Origin of the sequence: Limosilactobacillus gastricus DSM 16045, assembly GCF_001434365.1 — a bacterium.
Lineage (GTDB): Bacteria > Bacillota > Bacilli > Lactobacillales > Lactobacillaceae > Limosilactobacillus > Limosilactobacillus gastricus.
Genome location: NZ_AZFN01000013.1, coordinates 16,776 through 33,345, shown reverse-complemented (window position 1 = coordinate 33,345; position 16,570 = coordinate 16,776). Strand labels below are relative to the sequence as shown.

The window sequence follows — 16,570 nt, the reverse complement described above, 5'->3', positions numbered from 1 at the left end:
ATCACCTACTCTTCATCAGTTAACTTAATATCCAGGCCTAATTCATCCCGTAAGCCGGCATATCCTTCAGCTTCTAGTTTCTCGGCTAAATCAGGTCCACCGGTTTTTACGACCTTGCCCCCCATCATGACATGAACGGTATCAGGAACGATGTAATTTAAAAGTCGTTGATAGTGCGTGATAATTAGCGAACCAAAGTTTTCTCCCCGCATGGAGTTAACACCTTTAGAAACCACCTTTAAAGCATCGATATCAAGACCAGAGTCAATTTCATCTAAAATGGCAAATTGGGGCTCAATCATGAGTAATTGTAAAATCTCGTTTTGCTTCTTTTCTCCACCTGAAAAGCCTTCATTAAGGTAACGATCAGCAACGGATTCTGGCATATCCAATAATTCCATTTTTTCATCTAATTTATTAATAAATTCCATAACCGGAATTGGGTCATCCTCTGGACGGCGAGCATTAATTGCTGCCCGCAGAAATTCAGTGTTTGTGACCCCTTGAATTTCGACAGGATATTGCATGGCTAAGAAAAGTCCACGACGGGCCCGTTCATCAACTGGCATGTCCACAATCGAAACCCCATCTAATAAGATATCTCCTTGGGTAATCCGATAGCCAGTTTGACCCATAATGGTTTGCGAAAGCGTCGATTTCCCCGTTCCGTTAGGTCCCATGATGGCATGGATCTCACCCGTTTGCATTTTTAGGTTAACCCCTTTTAAAATTTCTTTTTCGGCTTGACCTTCATTATCGATGACGTTAACATGTAAATTTTTTATTTCTAATGTAGACATTCGCTTTCTCCTCACTCAATGCTTATTGATGATTATTAAAGATTCCTGATGCTGGCTGTTGCATCGTGTCATTCAAAGGGCAACCCTTATCAACACAATCGTGGCAGCCACCCTTATGTTTGAAAAATCGACTATAAATTACATATACAAAATATCCAAAGATCAACACCGCTAAGATTACCGTCGCAAGCATTAACTCACCTCCAAGGTTGATTGACTATTAACAACTGATTTCTCTCTTTTAATAATAATTCCATAAATAACGATTAACAATCCCACAACCGTTAAACCAACGTTCCTGATCGTCGCTTGACCAATTAAGCATTGATAACCATTATAAATGGTCATGGCAACGATATAAGCTAAGATTGTTTGGTAGCTAACGGCACGAAGCGTCCATTTAACATCGCCATATTCCTGATACATGGTTCCGATTGAGGCAAAACAAGGAGCACATAGAAGATTAAAAACCAAGAACGAATAACCAACAATCGCCGAATAAGATTGTAATAATTCGTGTCGGAACCAAACATTTGATCCACTACCAAAAGTAATCCGGAGGGTATCAACACAGTTTTCCTTAGCAATTAAACCAGCAATTACCGCTACCGTTGCATGCCAGTCCCCAAATCCTAAAGGAGCAAAAATTGGAGCCATAATTTCACCTATGGATCGCAAGAGACTATGATTTTCATCAACAGACTGGAAGCGCCAATTGAAGCTTGAGAGGAACCAGATAACGACACAAGAAACAAAAATAATTGTCCCAGCTTTTTTAACAAAAGCCGTCGAACGCGCATAAACATACCGACCAATGTTACCAATTACCGGTAGATGATAAGCTGGCAATTCCATTACGAAAGGTGCTGGTGGGCCGGCAAAGGCACTGGTCTTCTTTAGAAAAATTCCCGAGCCGATAACAGCTAAAATTCCAATGAAGTATGCCGAAGGTGCCACCCAACTTTGCTCGGGAAAGAAAGTCCCGGCGATCAAGGCAATTACCGTCAGTTTGGCCGAACACGGCATAAAAGTGGCAAGCATAATCGTCATCTTTCGATCTTTTTCGGATTCGATAGTCCGGGTCGACATAATTTCCGGCACTCCACAACCAGTTGAGATCAAGATGGGAATAAAAGATTTCCCTGATAAGTTAAAGCGGTGAAAAATCCGATCCATTACGAGGGCAATCCGGGCCATATAACCACAATCTTCAAGGATTCCTAAACACAAAAAGAGCATAATAATTTGTGGTAAGAAACCAATTACCGAACCAACCCCAGCAATAATTCCATCAACGATGAGTCCCTTCATCCAGGCGGCGACGCCCCAAGAATTCAAGACGGCGGTCGCCCAATTAGGAACCCACTCTCCAAAAAAGACATCATTGACCCAATCAGTTCCCATTGTCCCGATCGTTTGAATCGACACGTAATAAACTCCCCACATCACCAGCGCAAAAATGGGCAGCGCCAAAAACCGATTGGTAACAACTAGATCAATGCGGTCACTAAAACTCATCTTAAAATCAGCTTCGTCAACCACACACATATCGACTAGCTTAGCAATGAGGTCATAGCGAGCATTAACAATAATACTATCGGCTTCATCATTAAAAAGTTGTTCCGTAATGGTAATGATTTCCTGGATATTCTGCTGTTTGGCGGCGTCCAATTGCAAAATTGGAACGACCTTTTCGTCATTTTCAAAAACCTTAATAGCATACCAACGTAAGTCATTATCAGGTACCAAGCCGTTTAATTCATCTTCAATTTCAGAAAGGGCACTTTCTAACCGATTATCATATTTGGGATAAGCATACGGTTTGGTTTTATCTGAACCCAGATATTTCTTTAAGTCATCAATCCCCGATCGTTTTAAAGCACTAATCGAACAGACCGGGACCTGAAGTAAATAACTTAATTTGTCTTGATTAATCCGGCGCCCCTGTTTTGCCAACAGGTCACTCATGTTCAGGGCTAAAATAATTGGCACGCCAGTTTCCATTAACTGTAGCGTTAAATAAAGATTCCGTTCAATGTTAGTACTGTCAATAATATCAATGATCTGATGTGGTCGTTGATTAATCAGAAAATCACGAGCTACTACTTCTTCGGTCGTATAAGGTGAGAGCGAATAGATTCCGGGTAAATCCACAATCGTTTCCTCGTGGTTACCTTTTAATTGTCCCTGTTTTCGTTCTACCGTTACCCCGGGCCAATTACCAACATATTGATTTGATCCAGTGAGGGCATTAAAAAGGGTCGTCTTACCACTATTGGGATTTCCAGCTAAAGCTACAACTTCCATTAATCCACCTCCTGGACCATTATCGTTTGGGCTTCATATTTACGAATACTCAAGTGATAACCACGAACGACCAATTCTAAGGGATCACCTAACGGAGCGACTTTCGTAATGGTTACCATTGTATTCCGCGTTAATCCCATATCCATCAAACGCTTCCGCACCGTCCGATCGCCATTAACTTTAGTAATTACACAAGGCTTTCCTACCGGAATATCAGCCAGATTTTTATCATTGGCATCCGCGATTGATCCAACCTGACCCACTTCAATACATCGGGCCATACTTTAACTTAAAGCAAAACGCTGACCCTAAAACATTACAACTAATCCATTGGAATTTTGATTAGTTGAAATCACATTAATAATTCGTCCCTTAATCATGCCGACCTCACGTAGCCGGCGCGTTAAAGCTTTTTCACCATTTATTTGTAAAATGACATAACTTGATCGTAGGTCAACACTTGCTAAGGTTTGCATTGTAATTTCCTTTCTTATTTTTAATTAAATTTTAATTTAACTCCTTTCAAAACTCAACTTAATTTAGCGAAAAACATTATTAAATTAACAATAATTCCCAATTTAATAATCCTTTTTATTAAGGGGCCGTTTTCATGCTCAGAAACAAAAAAATCGGTCTGCTCAAAGCACACCGATCTTAAATATTAAATTTAACTGATAAACTATTCGTTAATTTCCTGCAGGGCTAAGGCAAAGTTACCAATCGTAGCTGAACCATTATTCTCTGCCAATGGCATCGAAATGTATTCCTTCAGATCTCCAACTTCAACATAATCATTCATTAGTTCCTTAAAGTGGTCCCGAACCATATCTAAGAATGGTTCACTAACGACCCCACCCCCAAAGATGATTTGAGCTGGTCGGAACATTAAAGTAGCATTCAAGGCTGCTTGGGCGGTGTAATAAGCCATAACGTCCCAAACCGGATCCGTTAAAGGAACATCTTTCCCTTTTTTACCAGTCCGAGCTTCAAAGGTTGGTCCACTAACTAATCCTTCAAGACAGTCCCCATGGAAAGGACAGATTCCTTTAAAATCAAGGTCAGCTGGATGACGCTTTAATCGAATATGTCCCATTTCTGGATGTCCCACATCACCAATAAAGCGACCATCCACCACGGCTCCAGCACCGACACCAGTTCCGATAGTATAGTAGACTAATGAATTAATCCGGCGATTAAAGAGCGTTGATAAAACATACTCCCCATAGGCGGAACCATTAACATCAGTTGTCCAATAAATTGGCACATCAAAGGCTTCTCTGATAGGACCGACGAAATCAGTATCTGCCCACCCAGGCTTAGGAGTCGAAGTTACATAACCATACTTAGGCGAATTCCGACGAATTTCAATTGGTCCAAACGAAGCAATGGAAATCGCCTTTAGATCTTTACGGTATTTTTCAAAAAATTCAATTGTTTTGCCCAAGGTTTCGGCCGGACTTGTGGTTGGGAAAGTGACTTGATCCTCAATTTGATAGTCTTCATTTCCCACAGCACAAACAAATTTAGTTCCACCAGCTTCAACACTTCCTAATAATGTAGTCATTGCTATCCTCCTTGTAAGCGGTTGCATTCGGTTATTATAGTAATCCTCATTTATCAATGTGTCAACCCGATGTCACAAAAATCGGTAATTATCCTGAATAATAAAAAAGCCCGCTATCTAGCGAGGCTTCCAATCTCTTATAATTCCATTAATACTTTCAACATGGCCCGAGCTGAATCGTGCAAGGCTTCCGCCGACCGATCGTAGCCAAGATGGGTGTATATTTCACCAACATAAATTCCGGCATCAAAGAATTTTTTAAAGACGTCGTCAATAATTGGTTGCGTTAATTCTGGTTCTTGCACCGGACCAAATGGGTTAGCAAAGAAGGTAGTCGTCATCCCTGACTCGTCAGTTGTCCCTAAGGCCTTCCGCTTACCAGCAACAAAGACTTCTTTAGCAGCCGTTTCATTTTCAAATTGGTGAATACCGACTTCAGCATCGTAGTTGTTGGCGTAAACCCACATATCCACATGGTGATGAGCAATGACATTTTCAATTGAAGTAACCGGAATGATTACCCGTGCGTTCTTCAATTCTGGATTCAAATAGATTCCCCGGTCCATATTGTTAAAAGCAACCGCACTGCTCAAATCATCTAGCCGAACAAAGGCACCGGTTTCGGTTCCCTGAGCATAAACCTTATCACCATCAATAGTAAAGGATCCCATATCATCAAAAATCGTTTCCATATCCACGATTTGTTCATCAGCAATTTCTTGCAGAGCTTCTAACGATTCAGACTTTCCGGCTCCTGAATCACCAAAGAAGACTACGTTTTTAGTCTTACCGTTAGCAAAGGCAATCCGAACCATCGAACCGTGAATTGGCAACTTGCCTTGCTTAATCTGATGAAGATTATGCAAAGTCAAACACATTTTTTTCATGTAACCAAAGTAAGTCGTTTTTACTGTGTTTGGAACTTCACCCACCCAAATATCATTGGCTTCATCATAGAAGTAATGACTAACGTCCCCTTCGGTCTTATCTAAACCAAAGAAGAGGATCAAATCTGGTTTACGACCTTCAACTTCATAATCATGTGCCATGGCAAATAAGTTGGTCAAAGATAAACCACTCACCATAAAGTCTTCATGAAAATAGATATAAGCAATACTGGTCCCGATTTTGGCTGGGTAGCAGTACCATTCACCCTTTTGCCGTGCGAACTTTTTAACAGGATTTTCCGTAACGGGACTGAAAACCCCTTCCCGCTTGTTGCTTGGGGTATGCATCATTAATGGTGGTCGAACCATGGCCGTATCAATGAAATTGATCTTGTCCAAGGCTTCATAGCCAGCTGGAATTGGCCATTGATGATGTTTTGTTAATAGGGCTGCATTAGAAGCAGAACTGATTTGACGATAACGATTAACCCGACGACCCCGCACTTCATCCGTTAACGTTCGGTAACAAGTCCGGAACAAATCGTTTAAGCGATCATCAATATCAAGAAAGCTATTAACTAAAACCTGATTCATCCCGTCGGTGACGGTCACCCGTAAGAAATTCCGGAAATAAGTATAGGCGTCTTCATAGCAACTTAACAAAATTTGGCGATCTAAATTGGCAAAGACCGTTTCATCATGAGCCAAAATCCGTTTCGTCATTTTAATAAATTGATCGGCCGTCAAATTGCGATAATCTTCATAAGTATTAAATAGATTATCGGTCTTTAGATATAAGGTGACTAATTCTTTAAATTCATCGCTATCCACGAGTTCATTAACTCCAGTGAAATATTGCTCATTCAAATTCATCACCAAAATCCGTCGTTCGGGATTTACATATAATGACTTAGTACGAATTGTGCTCTCTTGTGCCATAAGGCAACCTCCTATAAGTGAATTCTTTAACATTATAGCAAATTTATATCGAAATAGTTAGGATTTTCTGACTTTATCATTTTTGACACGACAAAGTCACTAGAAACCTTTAAAGGCCATCACCCTTCCCAAAATTTTCTGTTAAAATAAATTTAATATTCATCAAAGGAGTTATCAATTTATGAAGTTCTGTCCAAATTGCGGTACTCAATTAGAGCCTGGGGCTGCCTATTGTTTTGCCTGTGGTGCCAAAATCCCTAAGCCTAAAACCCCTTTATCAGCGTCAACGACAACCTCGACTAATGAAATCCCCGTTGAAAATAGCCTTTCTAGCGAAAATCTTCAGCAGCCGCCGAAATACGATAATTATCAAACCATCCCTACTGAGAATGAGTATGACGAGGACACCGGATCAATTGCTTGGGGAGTAATTGGCTTTTTACTCCCCCTCATCGGCTTAATCTTATTTCTCATTTGGCATCGTCCCATGCCAAAAAATGCCAAATTAGCTGGAATGGGGGCACTAATTGGCTGTATTGTCCAAATTATCTTATTCATTATTCTGGTAGCACTCTCAGTCATGACCAACTAAAAAAGACCCCTTAGCGGAGTCTCTTTGGTAAAAATATTAGTACCAACCGTTAGCTTCCCAGAATGCCTTAGCGGCTGTCCATGAACCATAACGACTAGCAACGTATTGATCAGCAACCTTTTCTTGGTTAGAGGCTGATAGGTCACCATTTAAGTATGATAGTGACAATTGGTAACGACCATAGTAGTTTCCGTTACTTGCGGTATAAGAACCACTGGATTCCTTTTGAGCAATCCATTCCTTCGCTTCAGCTTCACTGCCGGAGACAGATGAAGTATAGCTCGAAGAATCAGTTGTCGTTGAACTGTTGGAATCAGTATTAGTACTGCTATCAGTCGTAGTTGATGAATTGTTATTAGTTGATGTATTATCACTACTATCGGTTGGGATAGTAAGTTGTTCACCAACATAAATTACGTTTTGGTCACTGATATTGTTAGCTTTTACAATTGAACTAACTAATGATTTGTCACCAACATATTGTTGGGAAATACTATTTAAAGTGTCACCACTCTTAACAGTGTAAGTAGTATCGGCATTAGCAACAGTTACGGCAGCAGTTACTCCCAACGCTAATGCTCCTAAGGTCGTCGTTAATTGGATTAAGAACTTTTTCTTAAACTTAAACATGTAATATATCATTCCTTTTCTTTGTACTTGCCTTAGCGACAAGTAATATACTACTGGAATAAAATTACTGATTCATCACAAAAAGATTACGTTCCCTTTCTCTTTTGTTATCTTTTGTCATTTAATCATCTGTTTTAAGACGACCATTCCATTTAAATCTGCTACCGAATCCTATCACTAAGCATTTTAGCGATATTTTCACATTATCGTTATTTGATGTAATATTTACTCCCTAAATTTTTGCAAAAAAAGGGCTAAATCAAGGTTAATCACCTTAATTTAGCCCTTTTTAGTTCTTTTATTGCAGCAATGTTACAAATTTATTCTCAATGTAAACTGCCACGCCGTCTTCATCGTTAGATAAAGTTTCGTGATCGGCAATTGCTTTAACAGCCGGCAAACCGTTCGCCATCACCACTCCATCACCAGCCGCTGCTAACATTTCTTTATCATTATCAGCATCACCAAAAGCCGTTAGGTCTGCAAAGGTCATTTCAAAATGCTCCAGTAAGTGCTGCAAGCCCACTGCTTTATTTAATCCCAAAGGAATAAATTCTAAGATATGTGGTTGCGATTGGACCACCGTAAAGTGTTGCCCTATTTGAGTATCATCCCGAGCTAAAGCTTTCACCTGCGCCATTTGGGCTGGATCTACCGCAATAACCGCTTTACTGTATAATTTATCTCCCGCTGGTAAGTCTTGATAATCATCATTGGTAAAGTCAATCCCTTTCACCGTAGCACCATATAAAGACTTTTGTTCGGTTTTAATTTCATATACTTTATCAAAATCAAGGACATCTAATGGTAATTGGTGTGCCATGACAAATTCATACAAAACATCTAAATCTGACTTTACAAGTCCTTTTTGAAATAAAAATTCGCCCGTTTGATTATTAGTTACGAGGCCTCCATTAAAGTTAATGGTATAGTCTTCCGCCTGATTGAGTTCCAGTTGATCAAGATAATTCCGAATGGCGTTTATTGGTCTCCCGGTGCATAAAACAACTTTGACCCCGGCTTGATGAACCCGCTTCAGAGTCCGTTCATTCCGTGGACTGATTTCTTTAGCAGAATTAAATAAAGTATTATCTAAATCTAAGGCGATCATTTGTTGCATTATCATTACCTCTACTTATTATATTTTAATATCGTGGTTGCAATCAGCCGCGTAAATTGCACATTACCCTTTTCTTGCATATGAACCTGATCACTAGCAAACCAGTCATTATAATTTTTACTTAATTGGTACCAATCGACAAGATGAACATTTTGGTGGGTTTTCGCCGCTTTTTTGATCTGGTCATTAACCGAATCTTGCCATGATCTAGTCGGCACATGCGCAGTTACCCAATATACCTGGCGCTTACTACCAATAATCGATAACATCTCATCCACCGCTTGATCCTTAATTGGACCATTGGTGCCTAAATTAAGAACGACAATATTGGCCAAGCGTCCTTGACTAGCCAAAGTCTTTAAAACAGTAGGTGTATCGTTTCCTTGACGGCCAACCTGACCATCAACATATGCGAGGGGCATTAATTGTTGAATCGATTGAGATGCATCCAGCATTACGGAATCACCAACGGCGGTAATTTTTAATTGCTGTAGTTTCTTGACCTGCTTTGTAGTTAAATTATAACGCTGCTTAATCGAATTACTATTAACATTCACCTGAGGTGTCTTGCCAGCCGCAATTTCTTGATTTCGTTTCGCAATCATTTTAGCATTTTGCGTAATTCGTTTTTGAACCGCTGTCGCTGTTGGTTTCGGTTCAGGTAAACATAAACCGTAGACGGCAATCCCGGTTAAGATAAGAGCCGGGCCAACCACTAGCCACCGTCGCCATTGCGTCCGATTAAAGAGACTCCGTAAGGTCTGTCCTAGATTATGCCAATCATAATTAGCTATTGGGCGTTCGAAGTAACGATAAGATAATTCACTAATTCCCATAATAATCGCCAGCTGGATAATGCCGTGAATTAATGGATGATTTCCCACCTTAACAACATTTTCATAAAAAATCATAACGGGAAATTGATAGACATAGATTCCATATGAGCGTTTCCCGATCCAGGTAAATAAACGATTAGTTAATAGACGGTTCATATGGGCACCTGGATGAACAATCGTCGCTAGCAAGATCGTCCCCAAGAAACTATAACCAAACATTGCTCCTCGGTAAGTAGCGGCACCCTGCCCCGATAGGGTAAAGAAACCAAAAATAGTCCCCAATAAGGTTAGGATACCCAAAAAATCTAGTGCTGCTGCCCACGCTCGGTCAATATTCGGTCGAAGATGATTAATGGGCCAAATCAAACCTAAAAAGGCCCCTAACATAAGCGAAAAAGCTCGCGTATCGGTCCCATAGTAAACCCGATTTAGGCTTGCCGGATGATATAAGATCGCCATTTCAAGTGCTGACAGAATCGCCAATAATAATACTACCCACCGAACGCGCTGACGACGTTGATAAAACATCATCAACAAGATCACTAAGAGCATTGGCCAAAGAACATAAAACTGAACCTCAACCCCCAGCGTCCATAAATGGGTAAAAGGAGATTCGCCAGCAAAGCGATCAAAATAAGATTGTCCATGTCCAATTTCCCACCAGTTATAGACCCACAAAAGATTGGTCCAAATCGTCGACCGCAAATTTACTAATAAGGATCTTTGAAACAAGGTAATATAGGCCGTCGTCGCAATCAACATCGCGACTAAAGTTGGATACAACCTTTTAAATCGTTTATGATAAAAATGAAAGAAGTCAATCCGATTCGTGTTGTCATACTCGACCACTAATTGACAAGTGACAAAGTAACCTGAAATCAACAAGAAGATGGGAACTCCCAAAAATCCCCCTTGCGCGACGCTGGGCATTAAATGATAAATAATTACCCCAATAACCGCGATTGCCCGTAATCCATCAACCCCTGTAATATGTCGTCTTCCCATTTGCCTATTCCCCATTTATTTTCCCCAATTTTATCCAACGTGGTTATCCTGCACGATCGTTTGAACCCACTCATCCGCTTCATCATTTCGCGGCCATTCTTCCCAATGATCCATTGATTCGTCTTGCATTTGATAATGTTCGTTAACATACTGTTCATATTTAATCACAGTTTGTGAGTGTGGAATATTTAATTTTAAAATTCGCACTTCCTTAATAAATCCCCGTTCAGCGGCAAGTTCGGCACGACCATTGTGCACCATATTACCAATTTCGTAATATTTACTCCCATCTAAACGGGTAATTTGTTCAATTAGGTCTAAGACCCCAATTTTAGCCATATTCTCACTCCTTCAACCAATAATTATAACCAATCCCAATAAAAAAATCACCGCCTATAAGACGATGATTGGCATAAGAGAGAAAGAGAATTGATTAGAAGGTAATTCCTTACCTTATGTCATAATAATACTAAAAGGTGTAAGCGCTGTCAAATTCTTTTCTATAAATTTTCTCTTTCTTTCTATAATATTTATTTAGTAAAATCGACTTCCTTAGTTTCATGCATCGTTAATAAAGAAACTACACATAAGACCGCCATTAATGATAGGTATAGGCCAACGGAATGAATTCCCCAGTTTGCCGCTAACCAAGCCGCAATGGTTGGCGCAAAGGCTGCCCCCACAATCGCCGCCAGATTATAAGCAATTCCCGAACCAGAGTATCGGACTTTCGTCGGGAATAGTTCTGGCAAGACTGCGCCAAGTGGACCAAAGGCAATCCCCATTAATGCAAAGCCAACCCCTAAGAAAGTCAGCGCTCCCCCATACATTATGATGACCGGTTAGTAAATAAGGGAACAATAGTCCGAAGATAACTAAGGTCACGGCACTAAATAAGAGTACTCGTTTACGACCAAAGGCATCTGAAATCCGAGAAGCGAATAGAATTAACAAGGCGAAGATGACGACCGTTCCCATGAGCATCATTAAATATGCTTGTTTACTAAATCCCAGGGTAGTTGTTGCATAGGATAATGACCAAGTTGCGAGCGTATAGAAAAGCGTGTAAGTAACCGCAACGATGAAGGTTCCTTGAACTATTTCTAACCAATTACTTTTAAAAACCTCTACTAATGGTGATTTCGTCGTCGCACTCCGTTGTTTAGCCATCCGGAACAATGGCGTTTCTTGCATCTTCTGCCGAACCCAGAAACCGACTACTACTAGCACAGCTGATGCTAGGAATGGAATCCGCCAACCAAAACTTTCCATTTGACTAGGGCTTAGGGTAAACTCTAAAACTACGAAAAGGCCATTGCTTAAGAAGAAACCAAGTGGTGCCCCTAATTCTGGAAAGGCCCCGTATAAAGCCCGCTTATTAGCTGGTGCGTTTTCCGTCGCCACTAAAGCTGCTCCAGACCATTCACCACCCAGACCAATTCCTTGAACGAATCGGCATAGGCATAGAAGAATGACAGCCGTTAAACCTAAGGTATTGTATCCCGGTAAAAGGCCAATTAAAACCGTTGAACATCCCATTAATAATAATGAAATCACTAACGTTTTCTTCCGCCCCATCTTATCGCCATAGTGGCCAAAGACAAAGGATCCCAATGGCCGCGCAATGAAGGCAACCCCGAAAGTCAACAGGCTTAGTAATAAGGCAATCGTTGGGGTAACTTCTGGAAAAAAGACCCTTGGAAAATATGCTGCCGACGCCGTTCCATAAGCGTAAAAATCGTAGAATTCAATCATGGTCCCGACCATGGAAGCCAAGATAACTGTTTTGACTGAATCCTTTTTTAATGTTTTCCTTGGTAAACTAAAATTTAATGATTGTGATAAATTGTTCTCCATAACCTATCTCCCGTAACCAATTCTCTTTTTCTCAATCTCTATTTTCTTAAATAAACTAAGACGTGGTCGTTTTCATTACGTAGCACTTTAACTGGCGCCCCATAGAATTCGGTCAATTCATCTTCAGTAAACATTGCTTGTCTTGATCCTTGATCAAAAATTAACCCGTCCTTTAACAATAAAACCTTTTGGAAACATGGTAATAACTCTTCAGTATGGTGTGAAACAATTAGCATGGCCGGACTAGCAGGATCGGCAGCAATTTTTTCAATATTAGCCAACAAGCGGTCCCGTGCAAATAGGTCTAAGCCATTACAAGGTTCATCCAAAATTAATAGTTCTGGCTGAGCCATTAGGGCTCGCGCAATCATTACTAATTGTTTTTCGCCTTGCGACAAAATACGGTATGGTTTGCCCAGCNGTTTTTCGCCTTGCGACAAAATACGGTATGGTTTGCCCAGCAAGGAACCACCGCCGACCCGTTTCAATAGGTCTACAGCTGTTGCTTGTTCAGCTGGGGTAGTCTCTTCATAAACTCCGATGCTGGCAAATTTACCAGATAAAACAATTGATTCGGCGCTATCCCCAGGATGTAGCCAATCTTGCAGAGCATTACTGACCCAACCAATTTTTTTTCGTAAGTCATTAATGTTGGAATGACCAAATATATGGCCCAAGACTTCCATTTGACCACTCGATGGCCAAATATCACCATGTAGTAATTTCAGTAAAGTGGTCTTACCGGCCCCATTAAGTCCTAAAACGGCCCAGTTTTCACCCGATTGTATTTCCCAATTGAGATCTTTTAAGATCGGTTTCCCCGCTCTTGTAAAATTCACATGTTCTAATTTTAAGACTGTCGCCATCTGCCATCCTCCATCTTAATTCAGCTAATTTTTGCCATATAAAAGAGGATTGCCAAACAATCCTCCAAAAACTTAATTAATCACTGTATTTGTCTTCGGCCGCAACGAATGGCATCTTAGCCCTTAATTCGTCCCCAACCTTTTGCAATTGTGATTGTTCCATTTCAGAACGGTAAGCGTAAAGCTTCTTGAAGCCATTGTGGTAATCATCCATGAATTCCTTGGCAAAAGTACCATCTTGAATTTCTTGCAGGTTTTGCTTCATTGCCCGCTTAGATTCTTCATTAACAACTCGTGGTCCCCGCGTGTATGAACCATATTCGGAAGTATTGGAGCAATCCTTGTACATCTTGGCAAACCCACCTTCATAGATCAGATCACAAATTAACTTCATTTCATGTTCAACTTCAAAGTAGGCTAATTCAGGTGAATAACCAGCTTCCGTCAAGACTTCAAAACCTGTTTCAATCAAGGCCGTAATCCCACCCATCAAAACATTTTGTTCACCGAAGAGATCTTCATCCGTTTCTTCTTTAAAGGTCGTTGCAAGCAAACCGGCCCGAGCAGCACCGTTTGCCTTCGCAAATTCTTTAGCTAAGTCTTCGGCATGTCCAGAATGATCTTGGTAAACTGCATATAAAGCTGGCACCCCAAATCCTTCTTTATAGGTCCGACGACAAAGGTTACCGGGACCCTTTGGTGCCATCATAACAACATCTACATCAGCAGGTGGCACGATTTCTTTATAATAAACATTAAACCCGTGTGAGAAGCCTAACACATTTCCTGGTTCAAGGTTATCAGCTACTTCATTCTTGTAGACATCAGCCATTACTTCATCTGGTGTTAACATTTGAACCCAATCAGCTTGCTTTGCTGCTTCAGCAACACTGTATACTTCAAAGCCATCATTTTTAGCCTTGTCAGCTGATTGACCCGGACGAACCCCGACGACCACTTCAACACCAGAATCACGAAGGTTATTAGCCTGGGCATGCCCTTGTGCTCCATAACCGATAAAGGCAACCTTCTTGCCTGCTAAATAATTTGTCGTAACATCCTTTTCGTATAACATTTCAACCATAATTTATATCTCCTTTTCTCTTATATAAAGATTCATTACCCTAATAACATATTTGTGTTAGCTTCCCCAGCAGGGATCATTGGAAAGACATTCTCATCTGCTGGGATTTCAACTTCAATAAATGCTGCCCGCGAACTAGCCAGGGCATTCTCCAACTCAGCTTGCCAATTGTCTGGTGACAAACGGTAGGTATCTAAACCATAGCCTTGCACAATCTTTTGAAAATCAGGCTGATCGGCAAAAACCGTTCGACTCCGGTGTTGATCAAAGAACAGGTCTTGCCATTGCTTAACCATTCCTAAAGCGTGATTGTTAAACATCACTACTTTGACATTCAACTGATTTTCACGAATCACATCCAATTCTTCACTCGTCATCTGAAAACCACCGTCGCCCAAGAATAAGACAACATCCTGATCAGGATGAGCTAGTTTAGCCCCAATTGCGCCGGGAATCCCAAAGCCCATCGTCCCCAGACCACCACTGGTTACCAAATGACTTGGCTGTTGGAATTGATAGTATTGAGAAACCCACATTTGATGTTGACCAACATCGGTTGCCACATATGCTTGCCCATGTGTGGCTTGGCTAACCGCTTCAATCACGGCCTGTGGTTTCATAACTCCTGTTTCCTTTTGATAAGTGAATGGATGCTCGCTTTGCCAGCTTTGCACCTGAGCTAACCAAGCTGTATGGTCATCCGTTGGCTCACTTTGACTAGCATTGACAAACCATTCCATCGCGACCTTCGCATCCGTCACGACTGGGTAATCCGTTGTAATAATCTTACCTAATTCATGTGGATCAAGGTCAAAATGGGCAATGGTAGCTTGACTAGCAAATTCACTCGGCTTCGTAGCCAGTCGATCATCAAAACGTGAACCGAGATTCAACAAGAAATCACAATTACTTAAGGCCTGATTAGCTGCATAAGATCCATGCATTCCACCCATGCCAAGGAAGTTAGGATCATTACTTGGTAATACTCCCAAGCCTAAGAGGGTCGCAACGGTTGGGGTTTGGGTCTGGGTGACAAATTCCCGCACTAGGCGACTGGTTTCCTCCTTAGCTGCCCCATTACCAACCAGTAACAAGGGCTTTTTAGCCTTTTTGAAGGTTTCCCATACCTCTTGAAATTGCACTTGATTATCATCTGGCAATGTCTCGCTGACTGGTGCTGGCCGAGATGGCAAATAAACATCAGCCGTGGTAATATCCTTAGGCAAATCGACTAACACTGGACCTGGTCGTCCATCCTGGGCGATCTGGAAGGCCTTACGAACCGTTGGTACTAATTCGCTAGGTGTTAAGACCTGAAAAGTCGCTTTTGTGACTGCTTTTGCCATGGAAACAATATCGACTTCTTGAAAGGCATCCGTCCCAATAAGGGCACGCCCTACCTGACCGGTAAAGACCACCATTGGGACCGAATCAAGTTTCGCATCAGCAACCCCCGTTAAAGCATTTGTCGCCCCTGGACCAGAAGTGGTGAAAACAACCCCTGTCTTTCCGGATGCCTTCGCATAACCTTCCGCTGCATGCGCAGCGCCTTGTTCATGACGAACTAAAATATTATGATATTTCTCTTGATAAACTTCATCGTAAAGTGGAATCACTGCCCCACCCGGATAACCAAAGACGACTTCAACCTGTTGTGCCGTCAGCTCATCGAGTAGCGCTTTTGATCCGCTTGTCTTATTCATCCTGTCACCTCCAAAGCTAATTTAACGAATTTACTAGCCCGATCCATTAACGAAAAAACACCCATCATTTCTGATGGGTGTTTAGTCCACTCCACCAGAAGTTGTTTACTCTAGTGGACTGGTATTAGAAATTGGATTGACTAAAAAGCCTACCTACCTAATCCACTATAATCGCGAATAATGACAGCTAAGATAATAATGATCACAATAATGATAATTTGAACTTGGATGACATTAATAGCGTTCATAGTGAATTAGCTCCTTTCTGAAATACTTAATAAATTCGATGGCGTAACTATAGACTATTTATCCTTAAGCTGTCAACACATTTTCTAATTATTTTTTAATTACCATCGTCAAATATCTTGGTTATATAAAGG

General features: G+C 41.0%; 15 protein-coding genes and 2 pseudogenes. 1 reads left to right on the top strand and 16 read right to left on the bottom strand.

The window, feature by feature from the left end; genetic code table 11:
- Window positions 1-5 precede the first annotated feature (5 nt).
- The 7 genes from sufC to FC60_RS05490 form a co-directional block, all read right to left on the bottom strand.
- A complete protein-coding gene (gene sufC, locus FC60_RS05510) occupies window positions 6-800 on the bottom strand; it encodes a Fe-S cluster assembly ATPase SufC (protein WP_056937439.1) in 795 nt (264 codons plus the stop codon).
- A 22-nt stretch (window positions 801-822) separates the two neighbouring features.
- Window positions 823-993 carry a FeoB-associated Cys-rich membrane protein gene (locus tag FC60_RS09295; RefSeq protein ID WP_081478394.1) on the bottom strand — a complete coding sequence of 57 codons (171 nt, stop codon included), beginning with the start codon at window positions 991-993 and terminating at the stop codon, window positions 823-825.
- Entirely contained in the window at window positions 993-3,107 is a 2,115-nt protein-coding gene (gene feoB / locus FC60_RS05505; RefSeq protein ID WP_056937438.1) for a ferrous iron transport protein B, read from the bottom strand. Before feoB ends, FC60_RS09295 begins: the two co-directional genes overlap by 1 nt.
- A complete protein-coding gene (locus FC60_RS09665; RefSeq protein WP_235806087.1) occupies window positions 3,107-3,388 on the bottom strand; it encodes a FeoA family protein in 282 nt (93 codons plus the stop codon). Before FC60_RS09665 ends, feoB begins: the two co-directional genes overlap by 1 nt.
- Before the next feature lie 27 nt (window positions 3,389-3,415).
- Window positions 3,416-3,583, bottom strand: a complete 168-nt coding sequence (locus tag FC60_RS09660) for a FeoA domain-containing protein (protein WP_235806085.1) — start codon at window positions 3,581-3,583, stop codon at window positions 3,416-3,418.
- 203 nt (window positions 3,584-3,786) lie between these two features.
- A complete protein-coding gene (gene scrK, locus FC60_RS05495; protein ID WP_056937437.1) occupies window positions 3,787-4,671 on the bottom strand; it encodes a fructokinase ScrK in 885 nt (294 codons plus the stop codon).
- 137 nt (window positions 4,672-4,808) lie between these two features.
- Entirely contained in the window at window positions 4,809-6,497 is a 1,689-nt protein-coding gene (locus tag FC60_RS05490; protein ID WP_056937436.1) for a phosphoenolpyruvate carboxykinase (ATP), read from the bottom strand.
- A gap of 181 nt (window positions 6,498-6,678) precedes the next feature.
- Between FC60_RS05490 and FC60_RS09290 the strand changes: the two genes are divergently transcribed.
- Window positions 6,679-7,089 carry a zinc-ribbon domain-containing protein gene (locus FC60_RS09290; RefSeq protein WP_082601354.1) on the top strand — a complete coding sequence of 137 codons (411 nt, stop codon included), beginning with the start codon at window positions 6,679-6,681 and terminating at the stop codon, window positions 7,087-7,089.
- A gap of 36 nt (window positions 7,090-7,125) precedes the next feature.
- On the opposite strand, the gene apf is transcribed toward FC60_RS09290, so the two are convergent.
- The 9 genes and pseudogenes from apf to ilvB all read right to left on the bottom strand — a co-directional run bounded on the left by apf (window position 7,126) and on the right by ilvB (window position 16,190).
- On the bottom strand, window positions 7,126-7,719 hold the full coding sequence (gene apf / locus FC60_RS05480) for an aggregation-promoting factor (RefSeq protein ID WP_056937435.1): 594 nt from the start codon (window positions 7,717-7,719) through the stop codon (window positions 7,126-7,128).
- A gap of 298 nt (window positions 7,720-8,017) precedes the next feature.
- Window positions 8,018-8,839, bottom strand: a complete 822-nt coding sequence (locus tag FC60_RS05475; RefSeq protein WP_056937434.1) for a Cof-type HAD-IIB family hydrolase — start codon at window positions 8,837-8,839, stop codon at window positions 8,018-8,020.
- A gap of 11 nt (window positions 8,840-8,850) precedes the next feature.
- Window positions 8,851-10,680 (bottom strand): acyltransferase family protein, encoded by a 1,830-nt coding sequence (locus FC60_RS05470; RefSeq protein WP_235806083.1) that lies wholly within the window; start codon window positions 10,678-10,680, stop codon window positions 8,851-8,853.
- A gap of 30 nt (window positions 10,681-10,710) precedes the next feature.
- On the bottom strand, window positions 10,711-11,019 hold the full coding sequence (locus FC60_RS05465) for a hypothetical protein (protein ID WP_056937432.1): 309 nt from the start codon (window positions 11,017-11,019) through the stop codon (window positions 10,711-10,713).
- 191 nt (window positions 11,020-11,210) lie between these two features.
- Window positions 11,211-12,537, bottom strand: a pseudogene (locus FC60_RS05460) (MFS transporter).
- Window positions 12,538-12,575: 38 nt separating this feature from the next.
- Window positions 12,576-12,957: pseudogene (locus FC60_RS09655) on the bottom strand (ATP-binding cassette domain-containing protein); the annotation flags it as partial.
- 1 nt (window position 12,958) lies between these two features.
- The coding region (locus FC60_RS09650; RefSeq protein ID WP_235806081.1) for an ATP-binding cassette domain-containing protein at window positions 12,959-13,403 on the bottom strand (445 nt) is incomplete at its 3' end.
- A 76-nt stretch (window positions 13,404-13,479) separates the two neighbouring features.
- Entirely contained in the window at window positions 13,480-14,490 is a 1,011-nt protein-coding gene (gene ilvC / locus FC60_RS05450; protein ID WP_056937430.1) for a ketol-acid reductoisomerase, read from the bottom strand.
- A 32-nt stretch (window positions 14,491-14,522) separates the two neighbouring features.
- Window positions 14,523-16,190 carry a biosynthetic-type acetolactate synthase large subunit gene (gene ilvB, locus FC60_RS05445; RefSeq protein WP_056937429.1) on the bottom strand — a complete coding sequence of 556 codons (1,668 nt, stop codon included), beginning with the start codon at window positions 16,188-16,190 and terminating at the stop codon, window positions 14,523-14,525.
- Window positions 16,191-16,570: the final 380 nt, after the last annotated feature.

Excerpts from the sequence above, each read along its gene's own strand:
- sufC (WP_056937439.1), bottom strand. The coding sequence starts at position 800 with ATGTCTACATTAGAAATAAAAAATTTACATGTTAACGTCATCGATAAT.
- FC60_RS09295 (WP_081478394.1), bottom strand. The coding sequence starts at position 993 with ATGCTTGCGACGGTAATCTTAGCGGTGTTGATCTTTGGATATTTTGTA.
- feoB (WP_056937438.1), bottom strand. The coding sequence starts at position 3,107 with ATGGAAGTTGTAGCTTTAGCTGGAAATCCCAATAGTGGTAAGACGACC.
- FC60_RS09665 (WP_235806087.1), bottom strand. The coding sequence starts at position 3,388 with ATGGCCCGATGTATTGAAGTGGGTCAGGTTGGATCAATCGCGGATGCC.
- FC60_RS09660 (WP_235806085.1), bottom strand. The coding sequence starts at position 3,583 with ATGCAAACCTTAGCAAGTGTTGACCTACGATCAAGTTATGTCATTTTA.
- scrK (WP_056937437.1), bottom strand. The coding sequence starts at position 4,671 with ATGACTACATTATTAGGAAGTGTTGAAGCTGGTGGAACTAAATTTGTT.
- FC60_RS05490 (WP_056937436.1), bottom strand. The coding sequence starts at position 6,497 with ATGGCACAAGAGAGCACAATTCGTACTAAGTCATTATATGTAAATCCC.
- FC60_RS09290 (WP_082601354.1), top strand. The coding sequence starts at position 6,679 with ATGAAGTTCTGTCCAAATTGCGGTACTCAATTAGAGCCTGGGGCTGCC.
- apf (WP_056937435.1), bottom strand. The coding sequence starts at position 7,719 with ATGTTTAAGTTTAAGAAAAAGTTCTTAATCCAATTAACGACGACCTTA.
- FC60_RS05475 (WP_056937434.1), bottom strand. The coding sequence starts at position 8,839 with ATGCAACAAATGATCGCCTTAGATTTAGATAATACTTTATTTAATTCT.
- FC60_RS05470 (WP_235806083.1), bottom strand. The coding sequence starts at position 10,680 with ATGGGAAGACGACATATTACAGGGGTTGATGGATTACGGGCAATCGCG.
- FC60_RS05465 (WP_056937432.1), bottom strand. The coding sequence starts at position 11,019 with ATGGCTAAAATTGGGGTCTTAGACCTAATTGAACAAATTACCCGTTTA.
- ilvB (WP_056937429.1), bottom strand. The coding sequence starts at position 16,190 with ATGAATAAGACAAGCGGATCAAAAGCGCTACTCGATGAGCTGACGGCA.